Source organism: Streptomyces sp. SolWspMP-5a-2 (assembly GCF_900091845.1).
GTDB classification, from domain to species: domain Bacteria; phylum Actinomycetota; class Actinomycetes; order Streptomycetales; family Streptomycetaceae; genus Streptomyces; species Streptomyces doudnae.
Genome location: NZ_FMCI01000057.1, coordinates 1 through 26,123, shown reverse-complemented (window position 1 = coordinate 26,123; position 26,123 = coordinate 1). Strand labels below are relative to the sequence as shown.

Below are 26,123 nucleotides of genomic sequence, written 5' to 3'. Positions count from 1 at the left end.
GTGCGGGGGCGGGGCCGGGGCCACCGCGCGCGCCGCGGTCTGCCGAGCCACGTAACATGGGGTGAGGCCGTGGCATGTCAAGCCCGGCAGGGCCCGCGTCACACGGACGTACGCGAAGGCCTTCCTCACACTCCGGGAGTACTCCGCAATATGGCCACGCGCCACGACATCCGCAACGTCGCCATCGTCGCCCACGTCGACCACGGCAAGACGACCCTCGTCGACGCCATGCTCAAGCAGGCCGGTGCCTTCGCCGCGCACGCCGCAGAGTCGCTCGACGACCGCATGATGGACTCCAACGACCTGGAACGTGAGAAGGGCATCACGATCCTGGCCAAGAACACGGCCGTCAAGTACCACCCGAAGGATGGCGGCGACGTCATCACCATCAACATCATCGACACCCCCGGCCACGCCGACTTCGGTGGCGAGGTCGAGCGCGGCCTGTCGATGGTGGACGCGGTGGTGCTGCTCGTGGACGCCTCCGAGGGCCCGCTGCCGCAGACCCGCTTCGTGCTGCGCAAGGCGCTCCAGGCCCGCCTGCCCGTCATCCTGTGCATCAACAAGACGGACCGCCCCGACTCGCGCATCGACGAGGTCGTCAACGAGGCCTACGACCTCTTCCTCGACCTCGACGCCGACGAGGACCAGATCGAGTTCCCGATCGTCTACGCCTGCGCGCGCGACGGCGTGGCCTCGCTGACCAAGCCGGAGGACGGCACCGTCCCGGCCGACAGCGACAGCCTGGAGCCGTTCTTCTCCACGATCCTCTCGCACGTGCCCGCCCCCGAGTACGACGAGGAGGCCCCGCTCCAGGCGCACGTCACCAACCTGGACGCGGACAACTTCCTCGGCCGTATCGCGCTGCTGCGCGTCGAGCAGGGCGAGCTGCGCAAGGGCCAGACCGTCACCTGGATCAAGCGTGACGGCACCATGGCCAACGTGCGCATCACCGAGCTGCTGATGACCGAGGCGCTCACCCGCAAGCCGGCCGAGGTGGCGGGCCCCGGTGACATCTGCGCCGTGGCCGGCATCCCGGAGATCATGATCGGTGAGACCCTCGCCGACACCGAGAACCCGGTCGCGCTGCCGCTCATCACGGTCGACGAGCCCGCCATCTCCATGACCATCGGCACCAACACCTCGCCGCTGGTCGGCCGGGGCGGCACCGGCAAGGGCGCCGACAACAAGGCCGCGGTCAAGGACCGCAAGGTCACCGCCCGCCAGGTCAAGGACCGCCTCGACCGCGAGCTGATCGGCAACGTCTCGCTGCGGGTCCTCGACACCGAGCGTCCCGACGCCTGGGAGGTCCAGGGCCGCGGTGAGCTGGCGCTCGCCATCCTGGTCGAGCAGATGCGCCGCGAAGGCTTCGAGCTGACCATCGGCAAGCCGCAGGTCGTCACCCAGCTGATCGACGGCAAGGTCCACGAGCCCGTCGAGCGCATGACGATCGACGTGCCCGAGGAGCACATGGGCGCGGTCACGCAGCTCATGGGCGTCCGCAAGGGCCGCATGGACAACATGTCGAACCACGGGTCGGGCTGGGTCCGCCTGGAGTTCGTCGTGCCCTCCCGCGGTCTCATCGGCTTCCGGACCGAGTTCCTGACCGGCACCCGCGGCACCGGCATCGCGCACTCGATCCACGAGGGCCACGAGCCGTGGTTCGGCACCCTGACGACCCGCAACAACGGTTCGCTGGTCGCCGACCGCTCCGGCGCCGTCACCGCCTTCGCGATGACGAACCTCCAGGAGCGCGGTGTGCTCTTCACCGACCCCGGCACCGAGGTCTACGAGGGCATGATCGTCGGTGAGAACTCGCGCTCCGACGACATGGACGTGAACATCACCAAGGAGAAGAAGCTCACGAACATGCGGTCCTCCTCGGCCGACACGTTCGAGGCGATCGTCCCGCCGCGCAAGCTCTCCCTGGAGCAGTCGCTGGAGTTCTGCCGCGACGACGAGTGCGTCGAGGTGACCCCGGAGGCCGTTCGCATCCGCAAGGTCGTCCTCGACCAGAAGGAGCGCGGCCGTTCCGCGAGCCGCGCCAAGCACGGCTGACACAAGGCCGATCAGGCCGAAAACAGCTCAACCGGAGCCCGGGTTCCCCTTCTTGGGGGGTCCGGGCTCTTTGCAACCGGTTTTCCGAACACCGCTGTCCGGATTGCGGAGATCGTCGCCCGATACCCATGTAACAAGTCCGTTTCGCGCCTTCTCCTCCCGAACAGTTTGTCCAGATTTTGGAAGATGTACGTGCCAGCTGTGACCGAATTGAGATTTGAAGACAGTGGTCGGTCCATGGCTCATGGCAGATAGTTAGCCGCGTAGCGCTCGGGTCAATGGGTCTCGCACTGTGGGGACAGTGCCGACTCACGAGCACCAAGGGATGTCTGAGTCTCCGTCAGGGGTGTCGGAGAGCGGACGCGAACCCTTTTCAGTGGTGGGTACGTGAAGTCATAGGAGGAACACCCATGCGCGGTGTCACGAGCACCAAGTGGATCCCCTTCGTGAGGTCCGTCCTGCACAGCTGTGAGTGTCTGCGCCACGGCCAGCTCTGAGGCGTCGGCCGACCGTTCAGTGCGGCGGCTCGCCTACGCGCGTCCGACTGCGGATTCGCGCGCTCCAGGGTGTTCTGACGCCACTCGGCAATCATTTCTGTGAAACGGACGGATAGTGACAAGTCCTATCGACATTGAGGGCAGTGGGACTTCGGTGGTCGTCGACGGCGAACCAGAGCCGAAGGCGAAGTCCGAGGCCAAGCACGAAGGGCGCTCACCCGGTCAGTTGATGTGGATCCGCTTCAAGCGGGACCGCACCGGCGTCGTGTGCGCCGTGGTCGTGATCGCCTACTTCCTCATCGCGCTGCTCGCGCCGCTGCTGGTGAAGCTCGCCGGCACCGACCCGTACACGCTGTACGGCCAGGACCCGACCTACGCCGACCAGCCGATCCTCGACGATTTCGGTCTTCCCCTCGGCTACCTCGGCGGTGTCTCGGGCGACCACTGGTTCGGTGTCGAACCGCAGTACGGGCGCGACCTGTTCGCCATGTTGATGTTCGGCATGCGGACCTCGCTGTACATGGCCCTGGGCATCACGGTGCTCGTCATGGTCACCGGCGTGGTCATCGGCCTGGTCGGCGGCTACTTCGGCGGCCGCACCGACTACTGGGTCGGCCGCGTCACCGACTTCTTCCTCTCCTTCCCGTCGCAGCTGTTCTTCATCGCCTTCATGCCCGTGGTGACGTCGTTCTTCGTGGATCCCCGCGAGGAGACGCCCACCTACTTCCGCGCCCTGGCCATGCTGATCGTGCTGTGGCTGCTCGGCTGGATGGGCATGGCGCGTCTGGTGCGCTCCACCGTGCTCTCCCTGCGCGAGCGGGAGTTCGTCGAGGCCGCGAAGGTGTCCGGCGCGTCACCGTGGCGGATCGTCCGCAAGGAGATCCTGCCCAACGTCGTGACGCCCATCCTCGTGCAGTTCACGTACCAACTGCCCAGCACCATCCTCACCATCGCCTTCCTCTCCTTCGCCGGAGTCGGCTTCGTCGAACCGACCCCCGACTGGGGACGTCTGTTCGCCGCCGGAGCCCAGTACGCCGAGCAGGACCCGGCGTTCATGTTCTTCCCCGGCGTGGCGCTGGTCGTCTTCATTCTCGCCTTCAACCTCCTCGGAGACTCCGTACGGGACGCCTTCGACCCCAAGTCCGGTCGATAGCAAGTCCATTGGTGGGGGGTGACTGCCGCCCCCGCTCGGCCCGCCGGCCAGCGACTGGCAGTACTCATGGATAACAACCGACAGGTAGGTGGATCAGCCTCATGATGTCTCAACGCGCACGCACGGCTCGCGCCGTCGTGATCGCCTTCGCGGCGGGCTCTCTCGTGCTCACGGCATGCTCCAAGAACGAGGGCGGCAAGTCGAACACGGACTCCAAGAAGGACCAGAAGGAGGCCGCGGTCCAGTCCAAGGCGGTCACCTACGCGGACGAGGCCGCCTCGACCGGTCCCGCCAAGGAGCTGCCCGGCGCCAAGAGCGGCGGCACGATCACGGTCTACCAGGAGGCGGGCATCTCGCACCTGGACCCGGGGCAGATCTACGTCTCCGACGCCGGCCAGGTCGCCAACCTGCTCTTCCGCCGCCTCACCCAGTTCTCCGAGGACGACAAGGGCAACGTCTCGGTCGTCGGCGACCTCGCCACCGACTCGGGCAAGTCCTCGGACGGCGGCAAGACCTGGACCTACACGCTCAGAGACGGCGTCAAGGACCAGAACGGCAACGCCATCACCTCGGCCGACGTCCGGCACACCATCGAGCGCCTCTACGCGAAGTTCATCTTCGACGGCCCGACGTACCTGCAGTCCTGGCTGAGCGGCGCCGACTACCGCAAGGCGCTGCCCGACGGCGGCTTCGGCTCCAAGCACCTGCCGGCCTCGGTCCTCGACACGCCCGACGACAAGACCGTCGTCCTGCACTTCGACAGCCCGCGCCCCGACCTGCCGCAGACGCTCGCTATGGCCGGGTACGCGATCGTGCCGAAGAAGAGCGACACCAAGGAGAAGTACGACAAGGCGCCGGTCGCCACCGGTCCTTACAAGATCGCCGAGAACAAGGCCGGCAAGTCGGTGAAGCTGGTCAAGAACACCAGCTGGGACGCGAAGACCGACCCGGTCCGCCACCAGTACGTGGACGGCTTCGACTTCCAGTTCGGTGTCACCGAGTCGACCCAGACCAAGCGTCTGATCGCCGACCGGGGCAACAACAAGACCGCCATCCAGTTCACCGGCGGTGTCGAGGCGACCCAGATCCAGGACGTCGTCGGCGACCCCGAGGTCAACAAGCGCACCGTCAAGGGCTACCAGCCCTACGTGATGCAGCTCAGCTTCAACCTCGACCGGGTCAAGGACAAGAAGGTCCGCGAGGCCGTCACCTACGCCGTCAACTCCAAGTCGCTCATCGCCGGTGAGGGCGGTGCCTACGGCGGCGACGTGGCGCCCAACTACTTCGCGCCGACCCTGCCCGGCTACGAGGCGAAGTACGACCCGTACGGCCGGCTGAAGACGCCCCAGGGCAACATCGCCAAGGCCAAGGAGATCCTCAAGGACGTCCCGGAGTCGGAGAAGACCCTCGTCTTCGCCTACGGCAGCACCGAGGCCGGACAGAAGCGCAAGGTCGCCATCGAGGACGCCCTGACCAAGGTCGGCCTGAAGGTGGTCGCCAAGGAGATCGACTCCGCGAGCTACTACGAGCAGATCGGCAAGCTCAGCAACCCGTACGACATCTACATCACCGGCTGGGGCCAGGACTGGCCGTCGCCGGGCACCGTGATCACGCCCATCTACGACGGCAGCCAGGTCACCGACGGCGGCTCCAACTACGCCCACGTGAAGGACCCGAAGGTCGACGCCCTGATCAAGAAGGCGCTGACCCAGGAGCCCACCGAGGCGGCCGCGACCTGGAAGGAAGCCCAGCACTACCTGCTGGAGAACGTCATCCCGGCCGCCCCGCTCTGGTACACGAAGTCGTTCCAGCTGTTCGGCTCCGAGGTGGGCGGCGCCCGGTACAGCTCGGTGTCGAGCCTCATCGACATGACCCGCCTGTACGTCACGTCGTAGCGCTCCCCGGCTGATGGCGGGGGCCCGCACCAGGCGGAGCGGGCCCCCGCGTCGGGATGAAGTCCTTTCACTGTCACCGCAGAGAGCAGTCAGCCCGCCATGCTTCAGTTCATCCTCCGGCGCGTACTAGGTGCCGTCGTCACGCTCTTCCTCATCGGAGCGGCCACGTTCTTCCTGTTCGTCGCCGCGCCCTCGGACTACGCCTCCCTCGCGTGCGGCAAGGACTGTTCGCCGCAACGGCTGGCGGACATCCGGGAGGCGCTGGGGCTCAACCTGCCGATCGCCCAGCAGTTCTGGGACTTCATGTCCGGCATCGTGACGGGCCGTGACTTCCCCACCGGCCACTGCCCGGCGCCCTGCCTCGGGCAGTCGTTCTACTCCGGTGACATGGTGTGGAGCACCATCATGGACCGGTTCCCGGTGACCATGACGCTCACCGTCGGCGGAGCGATCGTCTTCCTCGTCGTCGGCGTCGGCGCGGGCATGCTGGCCGCCTACCGGCAGGCGACGATGGTCGACAAGATAGCCACCGGCGCCTCCATGGTGCTCAGCTCCTTCCAGATCTACTTCCTCGGTCCGATCGTGCTGACCGTCCTCGTCTACAGCACCGGCTGGATGGAGGACCCCAAGTACGTCCCGATCACCGACGACCCGGTCGGCTGGTTCATCGGGATGTCCATCCCGGTCTGCGTGATGGCGACCATCTTCACCGCGCAGTACACCCGTATGGCGCGCTCGTCGATGATCGAGCAGCTCGCCGAGGACCAGGTCCGCACCGCCCGCGCCAAGGGCATGTCGAACCGGTACGTCTTCTTCCGGTACGCCTGGCGCGGCTCGCTGATCCCGATCGTGACGGTCCTCGGCATCGACATCAGCTCCATGCTCGGCGGCGCGGTCGTCACCGAACTGACCTTCTCGCTCCAGGGGATCGGCCAGCTCGCGGTCGCCGGCGCGACCACGAAGGACCTGCCGCTGACGATGGGCGTCATGCTCTTCGGCGCCTTCTTCATCCTCTTCATCAACATCCTCACCGACATCACGTACGCCTTCATCGACCCGCGCGTCCGGCTCTCCTAGGAAGATCCACCACAGTGAGCACACTGACCAAGATCGAGGGCGAGCCCGTCCCGGCCGGACCGGAGTCCTTCCTCTCGGTCCGCGATCTCCAGGTGACCTTCGCCACCGAGGACGGCCCGGTGAAGGCGGTCGACGGACTCTCCTTCGACGTCCGGCGCGGCAGCACCCTGGGCATCGTCGGCGAGTCCGGCTCGGGCAAGTCGGTCACCAACCTGACGATCCTCGGCCTGCACAACCCGCGGACCACCACGGTCGACGGCGAGATCCTCCTGGAGGGCAAGGAGCTGATCACCACTCCCGAGAAGGAGATGGAGAAGCTCCGCGGCAACCGGATGGCGATGATCTTCCAGGATCCGCTGACCGCGCTCTCGCCCTTCTACACCGTGGGCTGGCAGATCGCCGAGCCGTTCCAGAAGCACACCGGCGCCTCCAAGAAGGAGGCGTGGCAGCGCGCCGTCGACATGCTGGAGAAGGTCGGCATCCCCAACCCGAAGGAACGGGCCAAGGACTACCCGCACCAGTTCTCCGGCGGCATGCGCCAGCGCGCGATGATCGCCATGGCGCTGGTCTGCGACCCGGACCTGCTGATCGCCGACGAGCCGACCACCGCGCTCGACGTCACCGTCCAGGCCCAGATCCTCGACCTGCTCAAGGACCTCCAGCAGGAGTTCGGCTCGGCCATCGTCTTCATCACCCACGACCTCGGCGTCATCGCCGACGTGGCCGACGACATCATGGTGATGTACGCCGGACGCGCGGTGGAGCGCGGCACGGTCGACGAGGTGCTGCGCTCCGCCCAGCACCCCTACACCTGGGGCCTGCTGAACTCGATGCCCCGGCTCGACTCCGACCTCAGCCTCCCGCTGGAGCCGATCCCCGGCACGCCGCCGTCGCTGCTGAGCCCGCCGTCCGGCTGCCGCTTCCACCCCCGCTGCACCTTCCGGGACCGGGTCGGCGGCAGCCGCTGCGTCGAGGAGGTCCCGGCGCTGGGCCAGGGCCGCTCCTCCGCCTGCCATCTGACGGCGGAGCAGAAACGGACCATCTACCTCGACGAGATCAGGCCCGGACTGGGGTAGGCCGGTTCCGTGGGGTCCTGCCCGCCCGGCGGCGGACGACAGGACCCCACGGACCCGCCCTGGCCCCGGCCGCCCGATCCCGTCCGCCCGACCCAGCCGACCCGCCACCGCACGTCGGCGCCGCCTGATCCCGACGACAGGCCCTAGGAGACCACCGTCATGACTGAGGACCTCGTCCTTCCCGCCCCCCGCGACGACGCCACGTCGGCCTCGGAGGAGCCGCTGCTGACCGTGGCGGGTCTGAAGAAGCACTTTCCGATCAAAGGGGGCTTCCCGATCCGGCGCACGGTCGGCGCGGTCCAGGCCGTCGACGGCCTCGATCTGACGGTGCACGTCGGGGAGAGCTTCGGTCTGGTCGGCGAGTCCGGCTGCGGCAAGTCGACCACCGGACGGCTGGTCACCCGGCTCCTGGAGCCGACCGCGGGCACCATCTCCTACCGGGGCCAGGACATCAGCCACGCGAGCCGCAGGCAGCTCGCGCCGGTCCGCTCCGAGATCCAGATGATCTTCCAGGACCCCTACTCCTCGCTCAACCCGCGGCAGACGGTCGGCAAGATCATCTCGGGTCCGATGGAGATCAACGGGATCAACCCGACCGGTGGCCGGGAGGCGCGGGTGCGGGAGCTGCTGGAGATCGTGGGTCTCAACCCCGAGCACTACAACCGGTTCCCGCACGAGTTCTCGGGTGGTCAGCGGCAGCGGATCGGGGTGGCGCGTGCGCTGGCCCTGGAGCCGAAGCTGATCGTGGCGGACGAGCCGGTCTCCGCGCTGGACGTGTCGATCCAGGCGCAGGTCGTCAACCTGCTCCAGAAGGTCCAGCGGGAGCTGGGGATCGCGTTCCTGTTCATCGCGCACGACCTCGCGATCGTGCGGCACTTCTCCCAGCGCGTCGCCGTCATGTACCTCGGCAAGATCATCGAGGTCGGCGACCGCGACTCCATCTACACCCGCCCCCGCCACCCGTACACCCACGCCCTGCTCTCCGCGGTCCCCGAGGTCAGCCTCGACGAGGGCCGGGAGGGCGGCCGCGAGCGGATCAGGCTCGCCGGTGACGTCCCGTCCCCGATCAACCCGCCCACCGGCTGCCGCTTCCGCACCCGCTGCTGGAAGGCCACCGAGAAGTGCGCCACGGAGGAGCCCCCGCTGGTGCGGATCCCCGGCAACCGCGAGGGCCACCTGACGGCCTGCCACTTCCCGGAGGAGCCGACCATCGAGGGCCGCGCCGAGGACATCGTCCTGGACCCGGCGCTGGCCGCCCTGGAGGACGCCGCGGCGGAGCAGGGGAAGACGGCGCCGTGAGCCGGGCGGGGCGCGCGCCTGGGCGCCGCCCCGCCGCCCGCCGCGACGACGGCACGAGAAGGGCCCGCGCCTGGGGAGGCGCGGGCCTTCTCTTCCCCGGGAACCGGACGATCGTGGGCTCGGGTCAATGGGCCGTGAAAGTCGGTTCCCCGTGGGGCTGCGGCTGACGAAAGGGGTGTGTCAGGCCGCTGCCCCGGGGTCCTTGGCGAGGCGGCCGGCGGGCACCGTCGCCTCGTGCGTCTCAGGATAGTGGCAGGCCGTGAGGTGGCCGGGCTTGTTCCCCTCGGCCTGGACCAGCGGCGGAGCCTCGGTCGCGCACTTCTCCGTCGCCTTCCAGCAGCGGGTGCGGAAGCGGCAGCCGGTGGGCGGGTTGATCGGGGACGGGACGTCACCGACCAGCCGGATGCGCTCGCGCGGCACGTCGTCCACCGTCGCCTCCGGCACCGCGGACAGCAGCGCCCGGGTGTAGGGGTGGCGCGGGTTGCCGTACAGCTCGTCGCGGTCGGCGATCTCCACGATCTTGCCGAGGTACATGACGGCGACGCGCTGCGAGAAGTGCCGCACGATCGCGAGGTCGTGCGCGATGAACAGGAACGCGATCCCCAGCTCCCGCTGGACCTTCTGGAGCAGGTTGACGACCTGCGCCTGGATCGACACGTCCAGCGCGGAGACCGGCTCGTCCGCCACGATCAGCTTCGGCTCCAGGGCCAGCGCACGCGCCACCCCGATCCGCTGCCGCTGACCACCCGAGAACTCGTGCGGGAACCGGTTGTAGTGCTCGGGGTTGAGACCCACGATCTCCAGCAGCTCCCGCACCCGCGCCTCCCGGCCACCGGTCGGGTTGATCCCGTTGATCTCCATCGGACCCGAGATGATCTTGCCGACCGTCTGCCGCGGGTTCAGGGACGCGTACGGGTCCTGGAAGATCATCTGGATCTCCGAGCGGACCGGCGCGAGCTGGGTGCGCGAGGCGTGCGTGATGTCCTGGCCACGGTAGGAGATCCGGCCCGCGGTCGGCTCCAGGAGCCGGGTGACCAGCCGTCCGGTGGTCGACTTGCCGCAGCCGGACTCGCCGACCAGACCCAGGCTCTCGCCCTCGCCGACCTGGAAGTCCAGGCCGTCGACGGCCTGGACCGCGCCGACCGTGCGCCGGATCGGGAAGCCGCCCTTGATCGGGAAGTGTTTGGTCAGCCCGGAGACGTCCAGGAGGGGGGTGGTGGTGCTCATGGGGGTGAAGTCCCGTCTCTTCTGCGTCAGTGGTGCCGGGAGCCGGCGAAGTCGGCGAAGAACTCCTCGCGCTGGTCCATCGGGAGGTGGCAGGCCGATCCGCGGCCGTCCACCACGTCGAGGGCCGGCCGCTCGGTCGAGCAGAGCCCGCCGGGCACCTTCTCGGCGAAGGCGCAGCGCGGGTGGAAGCGGCAGCCCGACGGCGGGTTGAGCAGCGAGGGCGGCGACCCCGGGATCGGGTTCAGCGGCACGTCCACCGACCCCTCCAGGCTCGGCATCGAGCTGAGCAGCCCCAGCGTGTAGGGGTGCTGCGGGTTGCGCAGCACCTCCTGCTTCGTGCCGCGCTCCACGCACCGGCCGCCGTACATCACCAGCACGTCGTCGGCGATGTCGGCGATGACGCCGAGGTCGTGGGTGATGAAGACGATCGCGGTGCCGAACTCCTGCTGGAGGTCCTTGAGCAGGTCCATGATCTGGGCCTGGACGGTGACGTCGAGCGCGGTGGTCGGCTCGTCGGCGATCAGCAGCTCGGGGTCGCAGACCAGCGCCATGGCGATCATCGCGCGCTGGCGCATGCCGCCGGAGAACTGGTGCGGGTAGTCGTCCACCCGGATGTCGGGCTGCGGGATGCCGACCCGCCTGAGCATCTCGACGGCCCGCGTCCGCGACTCCCGCTTCGAGGCACCGGTGTGCTTGCGGTACACCTCGCTGATCTGGGTGCCCACCGTGTGGTACGGCGACAGCGAGGCCAGGGCGTCCTGGAAGATCATCGCCATCTTGTTGCCGCGGAGCCTCTCGAGCTGCCGCTCCGTCGAGGTGAGCAGGTCCGTGCCGTCGAGCAGGATCTCCCCGTCGATCGCGGTCCTGTGCCGGTCGTGCAGGCCCAGGATCGTCAGGTTGGTGACGGACTTGCCGGAGCCCGACTCGCCGACGATGCCCAGCGTCTGCCCCTTGGCGAGGTCGAAGCTGAGCCCGTCGACGGCCTTGACGACGCCGTCCTCGGTGGAGAAATGGACCTTCAGATCCCTGACGGAGAGGAAGGGCTGCTGCTCGGTGCTCGTCACGGGGACGCTCCTGGGGGTGATGCGGGAGGTAGGGGGCGGGCGGAGGTCAGGCGAGCCGGATCCGCGGGTCGATGAGGGCGTAGACGGCGTCGACGGCGATGTTGAAGAAGACGATCGCGCCCGCCGACAGCAGGGTCACGCCCAGCAGCATCGGCAGGTCGCTCTGGTCCACCGACTGGAGGGCGAGCCGTCCGATGCCCTGGAGGCTGAAGACCGACTCGGTGATGATCGCGCCGCCGATCAGCGTGCCCAGGTCGATGCCGAACACCGTGACGATGGGGCCCATGGCGCCGCGCCAGGCGAAGCGGAAGAACACGTTCCACTGGGACAGACCCTTGGCCCGCGCGGTGCGCACGTAGTCCTCGCTGAGCTGTTCCACCAGCTGGGAGCGGGTCATACGGGTGTAGTTGGCGGTGAAGATGATCGACAGCACCAGCCACGGCAGCAGCAGCCCGGAGAACCAGGCGGCCGGGTTCTCGGTGATCGGCGTGTAGGAGGGCTGGCTGAGCACACCGACCTTGGCGACCAGGAAGTACATCGCGATGTAGCCGACGAAGTAGATCTGGAGGGAGGAGCCGAGCAGCGAGACGGAGCTGGCGATCTTGTCGAGCGCCTTGCCCTGCTTGACGGCCGCGATCATGCCCGCGCCGATGCCGGCGATCAGGAAGACGACGGCGGCGCCGAACGCGAGGGAGAGCGTCAGGGGCAGCCGGTCCATGATCGTGCCGAAGACCGGCTCGCGGTTGGCGAAGGAGTACCCGAGGCACGGCGCGTCGCAGTAGCCGTAGCCCCCGTAGTCGCGGCCGGCGAAGACGCCCACGAGCCAGTGCCAGTACTGGAACGTGATCGGCTCGTCGATGCCCAGGTTGCGGCGGATCTGAGCGAGGTTCTCGGGCGTGCAGTTCTTGCCGCAGGACATCATCGCGGGGTCACGCGGGATGGCGTAGAAGAGCCAGAAGGTGATGGCGCTGATGATCAGCAGGATGACCAGCGCGCCGAGAACGCGGCGAGCGAGAAAGCGGGGCATGGGGTGTGACTTTCGGACGGGGCGCCGTCGCCGGGGTGGAGGGGGTGGGCCGTGGGGGCGGCCACGGGGTGGGTGGCCGCCCCCTTGAGTCCGGCGCCGTTACTTCTTGACGTAGACCTTGCAGAGGGCCACGCACGTGTTGCCGGCGTCGTACACGACGTTGCCGACCTTGGATCCGTACATCCAGTTGCGGATCGAGTGGTAGTCGGGCACGACCGGCGCCAGCTCCATGACCTGGCGGTCGACGGCGCCCCAGGCCTTGTTGGCCTTCTCGCTGTCGGTGATGGTGGCAGCGGTGTTGATCGCCTTGTTGACGCTGGTGTCGTCGAGCTGGGCGTAGTTGCTGCGGCCGTCGCCGATGTTCTCGCCGCTCCAGCAGGGGTAGAAGACGGAGTAGCCGTTCGGCCAGTCCGGGCTCCAGCCCGCCGCGAAGAGGTCGTAGCCGTTGTCGATCTTGCCGATCTGGGTGTAGAAGGTCGACTTGTCGATCTGCTTGTTGACGACCGTGAAGCCGGCCGCCTCCAGGGCGTTCTTGATCGCGACGGCCTGCTTCACCGCGTTGTCCGACTGCTGGTACGCGATGACCAGCTTCTGGCCGACCTTGCCGGCCTCCTTCAGCAGCGCCTTCGCCTTGGCGGGGTCGCCACCGGGCTTCTTGGTGGTGCCGTACAGGTCGAACTTCTCGTAACCGGGCGTCACCGGGCTGAGGATCGTGGTCGCGATCTCGCTGGTGGAGGCGCCGCCGCGGATCGTCTGGAGCTGCTGGTGCGGCCAGGCCCAGTTGATCGCCTGGCGGACCTTGACGTCCTTGATGCGGGTGGTGTTGATCGGCCAGTAGTAGGTGACCGTGTCGACCTGGGTGAGGACGCGCTTCTTCAGGGTCGCGTTGGTGAGCACCTGGGCTATGCGCTCGGCGGCGACCTCGTTGAAGATCGGCACCGCGTACTGGTCGTTGCCCTTGTCCGCGATGTAGCGGTCGGTGGCGGCCAGCGGCTGGAAGCCGAACTCGAAGACGTACTTGTCCGGGTAGTTGTTGCGGATCGCGTCGGTCTTCGGGTCCCAGTGCGGGTTGCGCGTGTAGGTCAGGGACTTGCCGATCGAGCGGCTCGCGATCTTGTACGGGCCGCAGGAGAACGGACGCTTGTCGTACTTCTCCTTGGTGTCGTGCTTCTTCGGCACCAGGGCGTAGCCGCGCATCGCGAGCGTGTAGTTGAAGTCACCGCGGGGCTCGTTCAGGCGGAAGGTGACGGTCTTGCCGTCCACCTCGACCGAGGAGAGCGACTTGCCGTCGTAGGGGCCCTTGTACTTCTCGCCGCCCTCCAGCCACTGCTGGACGTAGCGCGGGCCCTCGGTGATGAAGGACGCGAAGAGGCGCTCGAAGGTGTGGCGGACGTCGTCGGTGGTGACCGCCGAGCCGTCCTCCCACTTCAGGCCGTCCTTCAGGGTGAAGGACCAGGTCTTGCCGCCGTCCTTGGAGGTGCCGGCGTCGGTGGCCGCGTCGCCGACCAGGGTGACGCCGCCCTTCTCGTCGATCTTGTAGCCGGTCAGACCGCGCATGATCGGAACGGTGATCGCGCCCTCGGTGGAGACGTAGATCTGCGCCGGGTCCAGGTGGTCCATGTCGAACTGCTCGAGGGAGTAGATCGTCCCGCCCTTGGTGGCGCCCGCGACCTCGGGGGCGGGCCCCGTGGAGTCGGCCTTGGTGCCCACCGGGATGTCCATGGTCTTGGAGCCGGTGACCTTCGGGGCGTCGCCGCCCGACGAGCTGCCGCCGCCACTGCCGCCGCACGCCGTCAGCACGGTGGACGACGCGGCGACCACGCCGGTCGCGATCATGAAGTTTCTGCGGGAAAAGGACATCGAGAGCCTGCCTGTTGAGTGCGATCGGGGACCGGAACGGGTCGATCGGGCGGACGGGACCAGCCGGGCTTCGTTGGACCGGACCGGGTTCGGCTGTGGGGGCTAGCGCTTGGACTTCGGGTCGAGTGCGTCTCGCACCGAGTCGCCGAGCAGGTTGAAGGCCAGCACGAAGATCACCATCGCGAGGCCCGGGAAGAGCATGAAGGTGAAGTCCTCGGTGTAGAACTGCGCACCGCGCTGGATCATGACGCCCCAGTCCGGGGTCGGGTCGATGATGCCGACGCCGAGGAAGGCGAGGCCCGCCTCCGCGGTGACGAAGGCCGGGAGCATCAGCGTGGACTGGATGATGATCGGGGTCCACAGGTTGGGCAGCAGTTCCTTGAAGACGATGCGCTGCGGCGAGGCGCCCGTCACCTTGGCCGCCTCCACGAACTCCCGCTCCCGCAGGCCCAGTACCTGGCCGCGCAGCAGGCGGGCGATGGAGGCCCAGCCGAAGGCGGAGAGCACGATGATCAGGGCGGCGGCCCGCAGCCAGGTCGGGATGTTGTCGTCGGGGGCGACGAAGAGGCCGTAGATGACCGGCATGAAGGCGATGAAGAACAGGGTCGACGGGAACGACAGCAGGATGTCGATGAACCGGCCGACGAGGTAGTCCGTCTTGCCGCCCAGGTAGCCGGCGGTGACGCCGACGACCACGCCGAGCAGCGTGGTCAGCAGGGTGGCGGCGAGGGCGATGCCCAGCGAGGTGCGGATGCCGTAGAGCAGGAAGGTGAAGACGTCACGGCCGAGCTGCGGCTCGATGCCGAACCAGAACTCCGAGCTCATGCCGCCGTTCGGGCCCGCCGGGTAGGCGAAGGCGTTCAGCAGCTCCGGGCGCTGGCTGGCGTAGGTCGTGTACGGGTCCTTGCCGTACACCTTCGCTATGAGCGGCGCGGCGAGCGCTATCGCGAAGAAGAAGATCACGATGCACGCCGATATGACGCCCGTGCGGTCCCGCTTGAAGCGGTTCCATGCCAGTCGTCCGGGAGACCTGCTCTCGCTGCCCTTCGGAGAGGGAGAAGTGGTCGACTTCTCCACGCTCTCGTCGGTCAGCTCGAGCGGGGCGGCCGCTGATGGAGTTGGGGGGGTCATGATGCTCCTGGCCCAAGGGAGGGACTGATGTGTCCGCAGGGCGCTCCCCTACGGGCTACGCCGGACTTTTTCAACGCAATTCGTCCAAGGTCAATAAAATCTCGGGCTCCTTGGGCTTCTCTTTACCTTCTTTGCGTTTACTTTACTGACTTGTAGCTACGCGCGTAGCACTTCGTAACCGATCCGTGTCCTCATTCCGGCAAAAAGCGCGAAACGGGCAACGAGTTCGATATGCGGACTCCGGATTGTCGAAATGCGTACATCCGGTGGTCGCTCTCCAACGGTTCCGCAACAGATGGTGAAGATCCATTGCGCGGTCTGGACATGATCCTCGCATGCGTCCGCCGTCCGGGTGCCCGCCCCCCGAATGGGTGGAGCGGGTGTGCGATGCGTTCCTTTTGCGTCGATATTTGCCCGTAACGGATCGGCACTCATGAGGAGGCACTCCATGCGCGGAGCCACGCACGCCAAATGGGCCGCTTGCACCGTTGCGGTCGCACTCGCCGCAACGGCCTGCGGTGGCGGGGGCGGCGGCAACGGCGGTGGCGGCGGAGTCCTCAGCTCGTCCTGGGGCGACCCGCAGAACCCGCTGGAACCGGCCAACACCAACGAGGTGCAGGGCGGCAAGGTGCTCGACATGATCTTCCGCGGCCTGAAGCGCTACAACCCCAAGACCGGCGCCGCCGAGGACATGCTCGCCCAGAGCATCGACACCTCCGACTCGCAGAACTTCAAGATCACCATCAAGAAGGGCTGGAAGTTCAGCAACGGCGAGCCCGTCACCGCCGCGTCCTTCGTGGACGCCTGGAACTACGGCGCCAGCCTCAAGAACAACCAGAAGAACGCGTACTTCTTCGGGTACATCGACGGCTACGACAAGGTCCACCCCGAGGACGGCGGCAAGCAGAGCGCCGACACGCTCAGCGGCCTCAAGGTCGTCGACGACACGGCCTTCACCGTCAAGCTCACCCAGAAGTTCTCGACGTTCCCCGACACCCTCGGCTACGCGGCCTACGCCCCGCTGCCCAAGGCGTTCTACGACGACCACGCGGGCTGGATCAAGAAGCCGGTCGGCAACGGCCCCTACCAGGTGCAGTCCTACGCCAAGGGCTCCCAGATGTCGCTGCGCAAGTGGGACGGGTACGCGGGCTCGGACAAGGCGCAGAACGACGGCGTCGACCTCAAGGTCTACACCGACAACAACACCGCCTACACCGACCTCATGGCCGGCAACCTCGACCTGGTCGACGACGTGCCGGCCGCCCAGCTCAAGAACGTCAAGAGCGACCTCGGCGACCGCTATCTGAACACCCCGGCCGGCATCATCCAGACCCTCGCGTTCCCGTACTACGACAAGAACTGGAACAAGAGCGGGTCCGACAAGGTCCGCCAGGGCCTCTCCATGGCGATCAACCGCAAGCAGATCACCGACACCATCTTCCAGAAGACCCGCACCCCGGCCACCGACTGGACCTCCCCGGTGCTCGGCAAGGAGGGCGGCTTCGACGAGAGCCTGTGCGGCAGCGCCTGCTCCTACGACCCCGGGCAGGCCAAGAAGCTGGTCCAGGAGGGCGGCGGGCTGCCCGGCGGGCAGGTCAAGATCTCCTACAACGCGGACACCGGCTCGCACAAGGAGTGGGTGGACGCCGTGTGCAACTCCATCAACAACGCCCTCGGCAACGACAAGGCCTGCGTCGGCAACCCCATCGGCACCTTCGCCGACTTCCGCAACCAGATCACCCAGAAGAAGATGACCGGCCCGTTCCGGGCGGGGTGGCAGATGGACTACCCCCTCATCCAGAACTTCCTCCAGCCGCTCTACTACACCAACGCGTCGAGCAACGACGGCAAGTGGTCGAACAAGGACTTCGACAAGCTGGTGGACCAGGCCAACCAGGAGACCGACACCGCCAAGGCCGTGGGCCTCTTCCAGAACGCCGAGAAGGTCGTCAGGGACAACATGGCGGCCATCCCGCTCTGGTACCAGAACGGCAGCGCGGGCTGGTCGGACCGGCTCTCGAACGTCGCCCTCAACCCGTTCAGCGTCCCGGTCTACAACGAGATCAAGGTCAGCTGACCCGCCATGGGACGCTACGTCGTCCGGCGGCTGCTCCAGATGATCCCGGTCTTCGTCGGGGCCACGCTGCTGATCTTCCTGATGGTGAACGTGATGGGCGACCCCATCGCGGGCCTCTGCGGCGACAAGCAGTGCGACCCGGCGACGGCCGCCCAGCTCAAGCGGGAGTTCGGCCTCGACAAGCCGGTCTGGCAGCAGTACCTGACCTACATGGGGAACGTCTTCACCGGCGACTTCGGCACCGCGTTCAACGGGCAGAAGGTCACCGAGCTGATGGGCGCCGCGTTCCCCGTCACCATCCGGCTGACGATCGTGGCGATCCTCTTCGAGATCGTCATCGGCATCACGCTGGGCGTGGTCACCGGGCTGCGGCGCGGCCGCCCCGTCGACACCTCCGTGCTGCTGCTCACCCTCGTCGTCATCTCCGTCCCCACCTTCGTCACCGGCCTGCTGCTCCAACTGCTGCTCGGCGTCGAGTGGGGATGGATCAAACCCTCGGTGTCACCGGACGCCGGGTTCGGCGAGCTGATCGTGCCGGGCCTCGTCCTGGCGTCCGTCTCGCTCGCCTACGTCACCCGGCTGACCCGCACCTCGATCGCCGAGAACCGGCGCTCCGACTACGTCCGCACCGCGATCGCCAAGGGGCTGCCGCGCCGCCGGGTGATCGTCCGGCACCTGCTGCGCAACTCCCTGATCCCCGTCGTCACCTTCATCGGCACCGACATCGGGGCCCTGATGGGCGGCGCGATCGTCACCGAGCGGATCTTCAACATCCACGGCGTCGGCTACCAGCTCTACCAGGGCATCCTGCGCCAGAACACCCAGACGGTCGTCGGCTTCGTGACCGTCCTCGTCCTCGTCTTCCTGGTGGCCAACCTGCTCGTCGACCTCCTCTACGCCGTACTCGACCCGAGGATCCGCTATGCCTGAGCAGCCGTACGAACCCGACGGAGCCATCGCGGGCACCGGCGCGGGCGGCGCGATGGACCTCGCGGCCAGCGAGGCGCAGACGCTGGAGAGGACCCCCGGCGGGCCCCGGGGCACCGGACCGCAGGGCAAGCCCCGCTCCCTGTGGTCGGACGCCTGGCGGGACCTGCGGCGCAACCCGGTCTTCATCGTCTCGGCGCTGTTCATCGTCTTCCTCGTGGTGATCTCCCTGTGGCCGTCCCTCATCGCCTCGGGCAACCCCCTCAACTGCGACCTCGCCAAGGCCCAGCAGGGCTCGCAGCCCGGCCACCCGTTCGGCTTCGACGGCCAGGGCTGCGACGTCTACACGCGCACCGTCTACGGCGCCCGCACCTCCGTCTCGGTCGGTGTCCTGGCCACCCTCGGGGTGTCGGTCCTCGGCTCGGTCCTGGGCGGGCTCGCCGGGTTCTTCGGCGGCACGGGCGACTCGGTGCTCTCCCGGATCACCGACGTCTTCTTCGCCATCCCCGTCGTCCTCGGCGGCCTGGTGCTGCTCTCCGTGGTCGTCACCAACACCATCTGGCCGGTGATCGGGTTCATGGTGCTGCTCGGCTGGCCGCAGATCTCCCGGATCGCCCGCGGCTCCGTCATCACCGCCAAGCAGAACGACTACGTGCAGGCCGCCCGCGCCCTCGGCGCCTCCAACTCCCGGCTGCTGCTGCGGCACATCGCGCCCAACGCGATCGCGCCGGTGATCGTCGTGGCGACCATCGCGCTCGGCACCTACATCTCCCTGGAGGCGACGCTGTCGTACCTCGGCGTCGGGCTGAAGCCGCCGGCGGTCAGCTGGGGCATCGACATCTCCGCGGCCTCCGCCTACATCCGCAACGCCCCGCACATGCTGCTCTGGCCCGCCGGAGCGCTCGCCGTCACCGTGCTCGCGTTCATCATGCTCGGCGACGCCGTGCGCGACGCCCTCGACCCGAAGCTGAGGTGAGCCGCCGCCATGCTGCTCGAAGTGCGTGACCTGCACGTGGAGTTCCGGACCAGGGACGGGGTCGCCAAGGCCGTCAACGGCGTCAGCTACGGCGTGGACGCGGGCGAGACCCTCGCCGTGCTCGGCGAGTCGGGCTCGGGGAAGTCCGTCACCGCCCAGGCCGTGATGGGCATCCTCGACACACCGCCCGGCCGGATCGCCGGCGGCGAGATCCTCTTCCAGGGCCAGGACCTGCTCAAGCTCAAGGAGGAGGAGCGGCGCAAGGTCCGCGGCGCCGGAATGGCGATGATCTTCCAGGACGCCCTCTCCTCCCTCAACCCGGTGCTCTCCGTGGGCGACCAGCTCGGCGAGATGTTCGTCGTGCACCGCGGGATGTCGCGCAAGGACGCCCGCGCCAGAGCCGTCGAGCTGATGGACCGGGTGCGCATCCCGGGCGCGAAGGAGCGGGTCAAGCAGTACCCGCACCAGTTCTCCGGCGGCATGCGCCAGCGGATCATGATCGCGATGGCGCTCGCCCTGGAACCGGCGCTGATCATCGCCGACGAACCGACCACCGCCCTCGACGTCACCGTCCAGGCCCAGGTCATGGACCTGCTCGGGGAGCTGCGGCGCGAGTACGACATGGGGCTGATCCTCATCACCCACGACCTCGGCGTGGTCGCCGACGTCGCCGACCGGATCGCGGTGATGTACGCGGGCCGGATCGTCGAGCAGGCGCCGGTGCGCGACATCTACAAGGCGCCCGCCCACCCCTACACCCGGGGGCTGCTGGACTCCATCCCGCGCCTGGACCAGAAGGGCCAGGAGCTCTACGCGATCAGGGGTCTGCCGCCCAACCTGATGGACATCCCGCCCGGCTGCGCCTTCAACCCCCGCTGCCCGATGGCCCGTGACGTGTGCCGCACCGACGTCCCGCCGCTCGCCGAGGTCGCGCAGGACCGGGCCAGCGCCTGCCACTTCTGGAGGGAGTGCCTGCATGGCTGAGCCGATTCTGGAGGTCAGGGGGCTGGTCAAGCACTACCCGCTGACCCGAGGCATCCTCTTCAAGAAGCAGGTCGGCGCGGTGAAGGCGGTCGACGGCGTCGACTTCACGCTCGCCCGCGGCGAGACCCTCGGCATCGTCGGCGAGTCCGGGTGCGGCAAGTCGACGGTGGCCCGGATGCTCGTCAACCTCGAACGCCCGACGGCCGGTTCGATCACGTTCAAGGGCGAGGACATCAGCGGGCTCTCCGGACGCGCCCTCAAGGCCGTCCGGCGCAACATCCAGATGGTCTTCCAGGACCCGTACACCTCGCTCAACCCCCGCATGACGGTGGGCGACATCATCGGCGAGCCCTACGACATCCACCCCGAGGTGGCCCCGAAGGGCGACCGCCGCGCGCGGGTGCGCGACCTCCTCGACGTCGTCGGCCTCAACCCCGAGTACATCAACCGGTATCCGCACCAGTTCTCCGGCGGCCAGCGCCAACGCATCGGCATCGCACGGGGGTTGGCGCTGCGCCCGGAGATCATCGTGGCCGACGAACCGGTCTCCGCGCTCGACGTCTCCGTCCAGGCCCAGGTGATCAACCTGCTGGACCGGCTGCAGAACGAGTTCGAGCTGTCCTACGTGTTCATCGCGCACGACCTGTCGATCGTGCGGCACATCTCGGACCGGGTCGGGGTGATGTACCTCGGCCGGATCGTGGAGACCGGGCGGGACGCCGAGATCTACGACCACCCCACCCACCCCTACACCCAGGCGCTGCTGTCGGCGGTGCCGGTGCCCGACCCGGAGGCCCGCGAGCGCCGCGAGCGGATCATCCTGGCCGGGGACGTGCCGTCGCCGACCAGCGTGCCGTCCGGCTGCCGGTTCCGCACCCGCTGCTGGAAGGCGCAGGAGCGGTGCGCCCTCGAAGTGCCGGAGCTTGCGGTGCCCGCGGAGTTCCGGCTGCTGCCCGGTCCCGCGGCGCACGACTCGGCGTGCCATTTCGCGGAGGAGAAGCGGGTCGTCCCGCCCGAGGAGGGCCCGCGGCCGGTGCCGCCGCCGGGGCCGACCGGCCCGGGGACCGGCGAGGGCCCGGGAACGGGCGACGGCCTGGGAACGGGCGACGGCCTGGGGACAGGCGACGGGCCGGGAACGGGCAACGGGCCGGGATGACATGGCGCATCCCGGCCCGTTCACGGCACCCGCACGGCCGTACGCTGTTCAGACTCGCGCGTCCGTATATCGGTACGGCTTCCGTGAAGTTGCCTGTGTGTTAACGCGGTTCGGGTGCTTTTGGGGTGCTATGCCAGGGAGCGCCGGAGGAAGTCGAGCTGGAGCCTGAGCAGGTTCTCGGCGACCTCCTCCTGCGGGGTCATGTGGGTCACCCCGGACAGCGGCAGCACCTCGTGCGGGCGGCCCGCCGCGAGCAGGGCCGAGGAGAGCCGCAGCGAGTGGGCGACCACCACGTTGTCGTCCGCGAACCCGTGCACGACCATCATCGGGCGGTGCGGCGCGACGGCGTCCACCAGGCCGTCGTCGTCGATCAGCGAGTTGCGCCGGTAGACGTCGGGCTGCTCCGACGGCAGGCCGAGGTAGCGCTCCTGGTAGTGGGTGTCGTACAGGCGCAGGTCGGTCACCGGGGCGCCGACCACCGCCGCGTGGAAGACGTCGGGGCGGCGCAGCACGGCGAGGGCGGCCAGGTAGCCGCCGAAGGACCAGCCCCTGACCGCCACCCGGGAGAGGTCGAGCGGGAAGTCGTCCGCCAGCGCCTGGAGCGCGTCCACCTGGTCCTGGAGGACCACCGCGGCCAGGTCGTCGCGGACCGCCTTCTCCCAGGCGGGGGAGCGGCCCGGGGTGCCCCGGCCGTCGGCGACGACCACCGCGAAGCCCTGGTCGGCGAACCACTGCGAGGTGAGGTGCGCGTTGTGGGCGGCGGTGACCCGCTGGCCGTGCGGGCCACCGTAGGGGTCCATGAGCACGGGCAGGAGAGTGTCACCGTGGTAGTCCCGTGGCATAAGCACGGCGCACGGGATTTTCCGTGCGCCCCCCTGCGTGAGGGTCACGCGCGGGGACATTCCGGGATCCTCCGCCTCGGAGCGGATGACGGCGACCTCCTGGAGCCCCCGGCCGCGCTGCCCCTCGCGGAACACCCGGGCCCGGGTGCCCGGCCGGTCGGGGGTGGCGGAGAGCAGGACCGTCACCTCCCCGGCGCGGACCGCGCTGTGCACGCCGGGCTCCCGGGTGAGGCGCTCCACGCCCAGCTCGTTCACCCGGTACACGTGCACCTCGCCCAGCTCCGGCTCGGCCGCCGCCTCGCCCGCCGAGGCCGCGACCAGCACGTCGTCGGCCGACACCGCCAGCACCGAGCGGATGTGCAACTGCGGTCCCGTCAGCGGGCGTTCACCGACCGCGAGGACGCGCGCGCCGCCCTCGTCGGCGATCCGCACCAGCCTCCCCGAGGGGCTCCAGCACGGCACCCCGGGGAAAAGATCAAGCCAAACTCGATCTTCGTCGGCGTGCAGGGTGCGGGTCCCGCCGGTGACCGGGTCGACCGCGAGGACCCGCTGCTCCCGCTGGTCGCGCGCCTGCACCAGAATCAGCGGCGCACCCGCGTCCGACCAGTGCACACGCGCCAGATACGGATAGCGGGCCCGGTCCCAGACGACCTCCTCGCGGTCCCCGTCCAGGCCGATCGAGAACAGCCGGACGTCCGCGTTGGCCGTGCCCGCCGCCGGGTAGGCGACCTGGTGCGGAGCCTGCTCCGGACGGGCCGGGTCGGAGATCCACCAGCGTCGCACCGGCGCCTCGTCCACCCGCGCGACCAGCAGCCGGTCCGACTCGGGCGACCACCAGAAGCCGCGCGGGCGGCCCATCTCCTCGGCCGCGACGAACTCCGCGAGACCCCAGCCGACCTCCGCCGACTCCGGTTCGGCCAGGGCCCGTTCGCCCTCGCCGCCGGCGCCGACCACGCGCATCGCACCCCGCGCGACGTACCCGACGAAGCGCCCGTCGGGGGACGGCCTGGGGTCGATCACCGGCCCCGCGACCGGGAGTTCACGGCTCTCGCCGGTCTCCGCGCTGACCAGGAAGAGCCGCCCCGACAGCGGGAAAGCCACCAGCGAGGCGTCCGCGTCGGTGGCGTACCCGACGATGCCGCCGCCCCCCTCGCGGCTGCGCTCGCGGCGGGCGCGCTCGGCCCGGGAGAGCTGCTCGGACCCGCCGCCGAGCAGCGCGCGCGGGTCCGCGAGGAGCCGCTCGCGGCCGGTCGCGAGATCGAGCGCGCGCAGTGAAGTGGCCCTGTCCGTACCCGAGTCGGAGCGCAGGAACAGCACCCGGGAACCGTCCGGGGCGACCGTGAACGCGCGCGGCGCGCCCAGCGTGAACCGCTGGGTCCTGGCGTGCCTGCGGGGGAAGGAGTCAGCACTCGTCGTCATGACGTGACCATATTGGCCATGCGCCCCCTTGTGCGGCTGTGCGCCGATCGATGCGCGCGTGTGGATAGTTATGATCACTACCGCGTAGTGGGTATGAACCTGCTGGCTGCTGTATGGATTTATCTGCCCCCTTAGTCCGACCCCCCGAGCTTCTGGGATCTTTGGAGGTGAGCCGCCGTGGCACTCTCGATTTCGGCGGTGGTGCTGCTGGCGATCGTCGTCTTCCTGCTGGTCAAGAAGTCAGGACTGAAAGCCGGGCATGCGGTTGTCTGCATGCTGCTGGGGTTCTATCTCGCCTCGTCCACCATCGCGCCCACGATCAGCAACCTGACCTCGAACATCGCAGGCATGATCGGCAGCATCAAGTTCTGAGCGGACGGTGCGCCGGACCCCGGGCGGCAGCCCGCCGGGGGCCCGGCCGCCGACCGGTCCGTCCCGACACTCCCCGTGCCCTCCCCGCCCGCGCGCCGCGGCCGGGGGCGAGCGCGGGGCGTGCGGTCACCCCTGCCCCGGGAGTTTCGTAGGCTGGCCCCATGACGGAACAGCCCGCCCGGCGTCTGCTCCTGGTGCACGCCCACCCGGACGACGAATCCATCAACAACGGCGCGACCATGGCCAGGTACCGGGCCGAGGGCGCGCGGGTGACGCTGGTCACCTGCACCCTCGGCGAGCGCGGCGAGGTCATCCCACCGGAGCTGCGCCACCTGACCGGGCCCGCGCTGGGCGCGTACCGCCTGCGCGAGCTGGGCGCCGCCATGGCCGCGCTCGGCGTGGACGACTTCCGGCAGCTCGGCGGCGCCGGCCGCTACCGCGACTCCGGGATGATGGGGCTCGCCGACAACGACGACCCCGACTGCTTCTGGCAGGCCGACCCGGACGAGGCCGCCCGGCACCTGGTCGAGGTGATCCTCGACGTCCGCCCGCAGGTCCTGGTCACCTACGACCCGGACGGCGGCTACGGCCACCCCGACCACATCCAGGCCCACCGGGTCGCCACCCGCGCCGTCGAGCTGGCCGCGGCCGAGGGGTGGGAGATCCCCAAGGTCTACTGGAACCGCGCCCCGCGCTCCGTCGTCGAGGCCGCCTTCGCGCGCCTGGCACAGGAGCTGCCGGGGCTGCCCTTCGCCGAGGCCGCCCGGATCGACGACCTGCCGGGCGTGGTCGGCGACGAGCTGATCACCACCGAGATCGACGGCACGGCGCACGCGCGGGCCAAGGCGGCGGCCATGGGCGCGCACGCCACCCAACTGGAGCTGACCGGCGCGTACTTCGCCCTCTCGAACGCGCTGGCGCAACCCCTGTTCACCACCGAGTACTACGAGTTGGTGCGCGGCGAGCGGGCGCCGGGCGGCCGGGAGAGCGACCTCTTCGCGGGCCTCGGCACGCAGGAGGCGCGATGAGCGGCCAGGGTCCGGGATCGCCGCTCGCGCAGCCGCTCAGGGCGCCCTCGCCGGGCCGCGCGGCCGCCTGCGTGGGCCTGTTCGTGCTCGGCGCGGTGGTCGGCGTCGCCGGATCGCTGGTGCAGGCGGGCTGGTTCCCCGGCGGGCTGCTGCTGGCGCTCGCGGGCGAGGCGGGGCTGCTGCTCGGCGGGGCACGGGCCACCGGGAGCCGGGCGGGGGCCGTCGCGCCCGCCGTCGGCTGGATGGTGGCCGTCGTGCTGCTGACCACCAACAGACCCGAGGGCGACTTCGTGTTCGCCGCCGGCGGGACCTCGTACCTGTTCCTCCTCGGCGGCATGGCCGTCGCTGTGATCTGCGCCACCTTTGGTTTCAGGCGGCAACCGAGCGGGCTGTGACGCCCGACTTGGGAAGTGACGTACCACTTCGCCGCGGCGCGCGCGTGCGAGTCCGGTGTGGGTTTCCCCAGCGGTCGTGGGATACGCGCCAGAAGTGGCCAGTATGGTGGTGCGCGCCGCCGGGCTGCCCGCGCGAGGTCGTGTGGGGCGGCGGCGGAGCCAACCGGGAGAACCTGCCTTGAGTCGTGAAACTGACACTCCGTCCTCCGGGCCCAACGGGCGCGGCCAGGCCGCCTACCCGTCGGGCACGCCGCCCTACGGCACGCCCGTGGGCCCCGACGCCGGTGCCGACGCGGCGCGTTCGGGCTCGCAGCCGGAGGAGCGCAAGACCGAGACCACGCTGACCACCCGGATCAGGATCAACATCCCCGGATCGCGGCCCATTCCGCCGGTGGTCGTGCGCACCCCCGTCGCGGAGTCGCCGTCCCCCGAGGAGACCGGCGAGACCCCGCTCCCGCCGCCGCCCGCCGCCGAACCGGTCCCCGAACCGGCGGCGCCCGCGGGGGAGAAGACCAGCGACTGGTTCGCGCCCCGCAAGGGCGCCGCGCCCAAGGGCGGCCAGGGCGCGGGTGCCACCAACGGC

19 protein-coding genes and 2 pseudogenes are annotated in these 26,123 nt (G+C 69.1%); 15 read left to right on the top strand and 6 right to left on the bottom strand.

The features are described from left to right. Window positions 1-150 precede the first annotated feature (150 nt). The 6 genes from typA to GA0115242_RS05665 all read left to right on the top strand — a co-directional run bounded on the left by typA (window position 151) and on the right by GA0115242_RS05665 (window position 9,055). Window positions 151-2,058 (top strand): translational GTPase TypA, encoded by a 1,908-nt coding sequence (gene typA / locus GA0115242_RS05690; protein ID WP_093825158.1) that lies wholly within the window; start codon window positions 151-153, stop codon window positions 2,056-2,058. 612 nt (window positions 2,059-2,670) lie between these two features. Next, window positions 2,671-3,708: an ABC transporter permease gene (locus GA0115242_RS05685; RefSeq protein WP_161353011.1), complete on the top strand. Its 1,038-nt coding sequence runs from the start codon at window positions 2,671-2,673 to the stop codon at window positions 3,706-3,708. 101 nt (window positions 3,709-3,809) lie between these two features. Then, complete coding sequence (locus GA0115242_RS05680) at window positions 3,810-5,603, top strand: ABC transporter substrate-binding protein (protein WP_176729750.1); 1,794 nt, start codon at window positions 3,810-3,812, stop codon at window positions 5,601-5,603. A gap of 99 nt (window positions 5,604-5,702) precedes the next feature. Then, the gene (locus tag GA0115242_RS05675; protein ID WP_093825154.1) at window positions 5,703-6,680 is read left to right on the top strand and encodes an ABC transporter permease; all 978 of its coding nucleotides are present in this window, start codon (window positions 5,703-5,705) and stop codon (window positions 6,678-6,680) included. Between the two features lie 14 nt (window positions 6,681-6,694). Then, window positions 6,695-7,756 (top strand): ABC transporter ATP-binding protein, encoded by a 1,062-nt coding sequence (locus GA0115242_RS05670; protein WP_093825152.1) that lies wholly within the window; start codon window positions 6,695-6,697, stop codon window positions 7,754-7,756. Window positions 7,757-7,915: 159 nt separating this feature from the next. After that, complete coding sequence (locus tag GA0115242_RS05665) at window positions 7,916-9,055, top strand: ABC transporter ATP-binding protein (RefSeq protein ID WP_093825150.1); 1,140 nt, start codon at window positions 7,916-7,918, stop codon at window positions 9,053-9,055. A 180-nt stretch (window positions 9,056-9,235) separates the two neighbouring features. Here GA0115242_RS05665 and GA0115242_RS05660 read toward each other — a convergent pair whose 3' ends face one another. From GA0115242_RS05660 to GA0115242_RS05640, 5 genes are all read right to left on the bottom strand, one after another. Next, a complete protein-coding gene (locus GA0115242_RS05660) occupies window positions 9,236-10,282 on the bottom strand; it encodes an ABC transporter ATP-binding protein (protein WP_093825148.1) in 1,047 nt (348 codons plus the stop codon). A gap of 26 nt (window positions 10,283-10,308) precedes the next feature. Further along, on the bottom strand, window positions 10,309-11,346 hold the full coding sequence (locus tag GA0115242_RS05655) for an ABC transporter ATP-binding protein (RefSeq protein ID WP_093825146.1): 1,038 nt from the start codon (window positions 11,344-11,346) through the stop codon (window positions 10,309-10,311). 46 nt (window positions 11,347-11,392) lie between these two features. Beyond that, complete coding sequence (locus tag GA0115242_RS05650; RefSeq protein WP_093825144.1) at window positions 11,393-12,373, bottom strand: ABC transporter permease; 981 nt, start codon at window positions 12,371-12,373, stop codon at window positions 11,393-11,395. A gap of 99 nt (window positions 12,374-12,472) precedes the next feature. Then, complete coding sequence (locus tag GA0115242_RS05645; RefSeq protein WP_093825142.1) at window positions 12,473-14,233, bottom strand: ABC transporter substrate-binding protein; 1,761 nt, start codon at window positions 14,231-14,233, stop codon at window positions 12,473-12,475. A 102-nt stretch (window positions 14,234-14,335) separates the two neighbouring features. Then, window positions 14,336-15,364 (bottom strand): ABC transporter permease, encoded by a 1,029-nt coding sequence (locus tag GA0115242_RS05640; protein ID WP_237548889.1) that lies wholly within the window; start codon window positions 15,362-15,364, stop codon window positions 14,336-14,338. Between the two features lie 448 nt (window positions 15,365-15,812). Here GA0115242_RS05640 and GA0115242_RS05635 point away from each other — a divergent pair, with 448 nt between their 5' ends. From GA0115242_RS05635 to GA0115242_RS05615, 5 genes are read left to right on the top strand one after another with little or no spacing between them, the layout of a single operon-like run. Continuing rightward, window positions 15,813-17,441 (top strand): peptide ABC transporter substrate-binding protein, encoded by a 1,629-nt coding sequence (locus GA0115242_RS05635; protein WP_093825140.1) that lies wholly within the window; start codon window positions 15,813-15,815, stop codon window positions 17,439-17,441. Window positions 17,442-17,447: 6 nt separating this feature from the next. Beyond that, window positions 17,448-18,371, top strand: coding sequence for an ABC transporter permease (locus tag GA0115242_RS05630; RefSeq protein WP_093825138.1), 924 nt, complete (start codon window positions 17,448-17,450; stop codon window positions 18,369-18,371). After that, a complete protein-coding gene (locus tag GA0115242_RS05625; protein ID WP_093825135.1) occupies window positions 18,364-19,344 on the top strand; it encodes an ABC transporter permease in 981 nt (326 codons plus the stop codon). The genes GA0115242_RS05630 and GA0115242_RS05625 overlap by 8 nt, the downstream gene beginning before the upstream one ends. A 9-nt stretch (window positions 19,345-19,353) precedes the next feature. After that, window positions 19,354-20,328, top strand: a complete 975-nt coding sequence (locus GA0115242_RS05620; RefSeq protein WP_093825133.1) for an ABC transporter ATP-binding protein — start codon at window positions 19,354-19,356, stop codon at window positions 20,326-20,328. Continuing rightward, on the top strand, window positions 20,321-21,484 hold the full coding sequence (locus GA0115242_RS05615) for an ABC transporter ATP-binding protein (RefSeq protein WP_093825131.1): 1,164 nt from the start codon (window positions 20,321-20,323) through the stop codon (window positions 21,482-21,484). The genes GA0115242_RS05620 and GA0115242_RS05615 overlap by 8 nt, the downstream gene beginning before the upstream one ends. 128 nt (window positions 21,485-21,612) lie before the next feature. Here the strand turns inward: GA0115242_RS05615 and GA0115242_RS05610 are convergent, their stop codons facing one another. Then, complete coding sequence (locus tag GA0115242_RS05610; RefSeq protein WP_093825129.1) at window positions 21,613-23,745, bottom strand: S9 family peptidase; 2,133 nt, start codon at window positions 23,743-23,745, stop codon at window positions 21,613-21,615. A gap of 177 nt (window positions 23,746-23,922) precedes the next feature. Here GA0115242_RS05610 and GA0115242_RS05605 point away from each other — a divergent pair, with 177 nt between their 5' ends. The 4 genes and pseudogenes from GA0115242_RS05605 to GA0115242_RS40595 all read left to right on the top strand — a co-directional run. Then, on the top strand, window positions 23,923-24,117 hold the full coding sequence (locus tag GA0115242_RS05605; protein WP_093825127.1) for a hypothetical protein: 195 nt from the start codon (window positions 23,923-23,925) through the stop codon (window positions 24,115-24,117). A gap of 161 nt (window positions 24,118-24,278) precedes the next feature. After that, on the top strand, window positions 24,279-25,145 hold the full coding sequence (gene mshB, locus GA0115242_RS05600) for an N-acetyl-1-D-myo-inositol-2-amino-2-deoxy-alpha-D-glucopyranoside deacetylase (RefSeq protein ID WP_093825124.1): 867 nt from the start codon (window positions 24,279-24,281) through the stop codon (window positions 25,143-25,145). Next, window positions 25,142-25,559, top strand: a pseudogene (locus GA0115242_RS05595) (DUF6113 family protein). The gene mshB and the pseudogene GA0115242_RS05595 overlap by 4 nt, the downstream one beginning before the upstream one ends. A 159-nt stretch (window positions 25,560-25,718) precedes the next feature. Further along, a pseudogene (locus GA0115242_RS40595) lies at window positions 25,719-26,123 on the top strand (hypothetical protein); the annotation flags it as partial.

Excerpts from the sequence above, each read along its gene's own strand:
- typA (WP_093825158.1), top strand. The coding sequence starts at position 151 with ATGGCCACGCGCCACGACATCCGCAACGTCGCCATCGTCGCCCACGTC.
- GA0115242_RS05680 (WP_176729750.1), top strand. The coding sequence starts at position 3,810 with ATGATGTCTCAACGCGCACGCACGGCTCGCGCCGTCGTGATCGCCTTC.
- GA0115242_RS05675 (WP_093825154.1), top strand. The coding sequence starts at position 5,703 with ATGCTTCAGTTCATCCTCCGGCGCGTACTAGGTGCCGTCGTCACGCTC.
- GA0115242_RS05665 (WP_093825150.1), top strand. The coding sequence starts at position 7,916 with ATGACTGAGGACCTCGTCCTTCCCGCCCCCCGCGACGACGCCACGTCG.
- GA0115242_RS05660 (WP_093825148.1), bottom strand. The coding sequence starts at position 10,282 with ATGAGCACCACCACCCCCCTCCTGGACGTCTCCGGGCTGACCAAACAC.
- GA0115242_RS05650 (WP_093825144.1), bottom strand. The coding sequence starts at position 12,373 with ATGCCCCGCTTTCTCGCTCGCCGCGTTCTCGGCGCGCTGGTCATCCTG.
- GA0115242_RS05645 (WP_093825142.1), bottom strand. The coding sequence starts at position 14,233 with ATGTCCTTTTCCCGCAGAAACTTCATGATCGCGACCGGCGTGGTCGCC.
- GA0115242_RS05640 (WP_237548889.1), bottom strand. The coding sequence starts at position 15,364 with ATGACCCCCCCAACTCCATCAGCGGCCGCCCCGCTCGAGCTGACCGAC.
- GA0115242_RS05635 (WP_093825140.1), top strand. The coding sequence starts at position 15,813 with ATGCGCGGAGCCACGCACGCCAAATGGGCCGCTTGCACCGTTGCGGTC.
- GA0115242_RS05630 (WP_093825138.1), top strand. The coding sequence starts at position 17,448 with ATGGGACGCTACGTCGTCCGGCGGCTGCTCCAGATGATCCCGGTCTTC.
- GA0115242_RS05625 (WP_093825135.1), top strand. The coding sequence starts at position 18,364 with ATGCCTGAGCAGCCGTACGAACCCGACGGAGCCATCGCGGGCACCGGC.
- GA0115242_RS05620 (WP_093825133.1), top strand. The coding sequence starts at position 19,354 with ATGCTGCTCGAAGTGCGTGACCTGCACGTGGAGTTCCGGACCAGGGAC.
- GA0115242_RS05615 (WP_093825131.1), top strand. The coding sequence starts at position 20,321 with ATGGCTGAGCCGATTCTGGAGGTCAGGGGGCTGGTCAAGCACTACCCG.
- GA0115242_RS05610 (WP_093825129.1), bottom strand. The coding sequence starts at position 23,745 with ATGACGACGAGTGCTGACTCCTTCCCCCGCAGGCACGCCAGGACCCAG.
- mshB (WP_093825124.1), top strand. The coding sequence starts at position 24,279 with ATGACGGAACAGCCCGCCCGGCGTCTGCTCCTGGTGCACGCCCACCCG.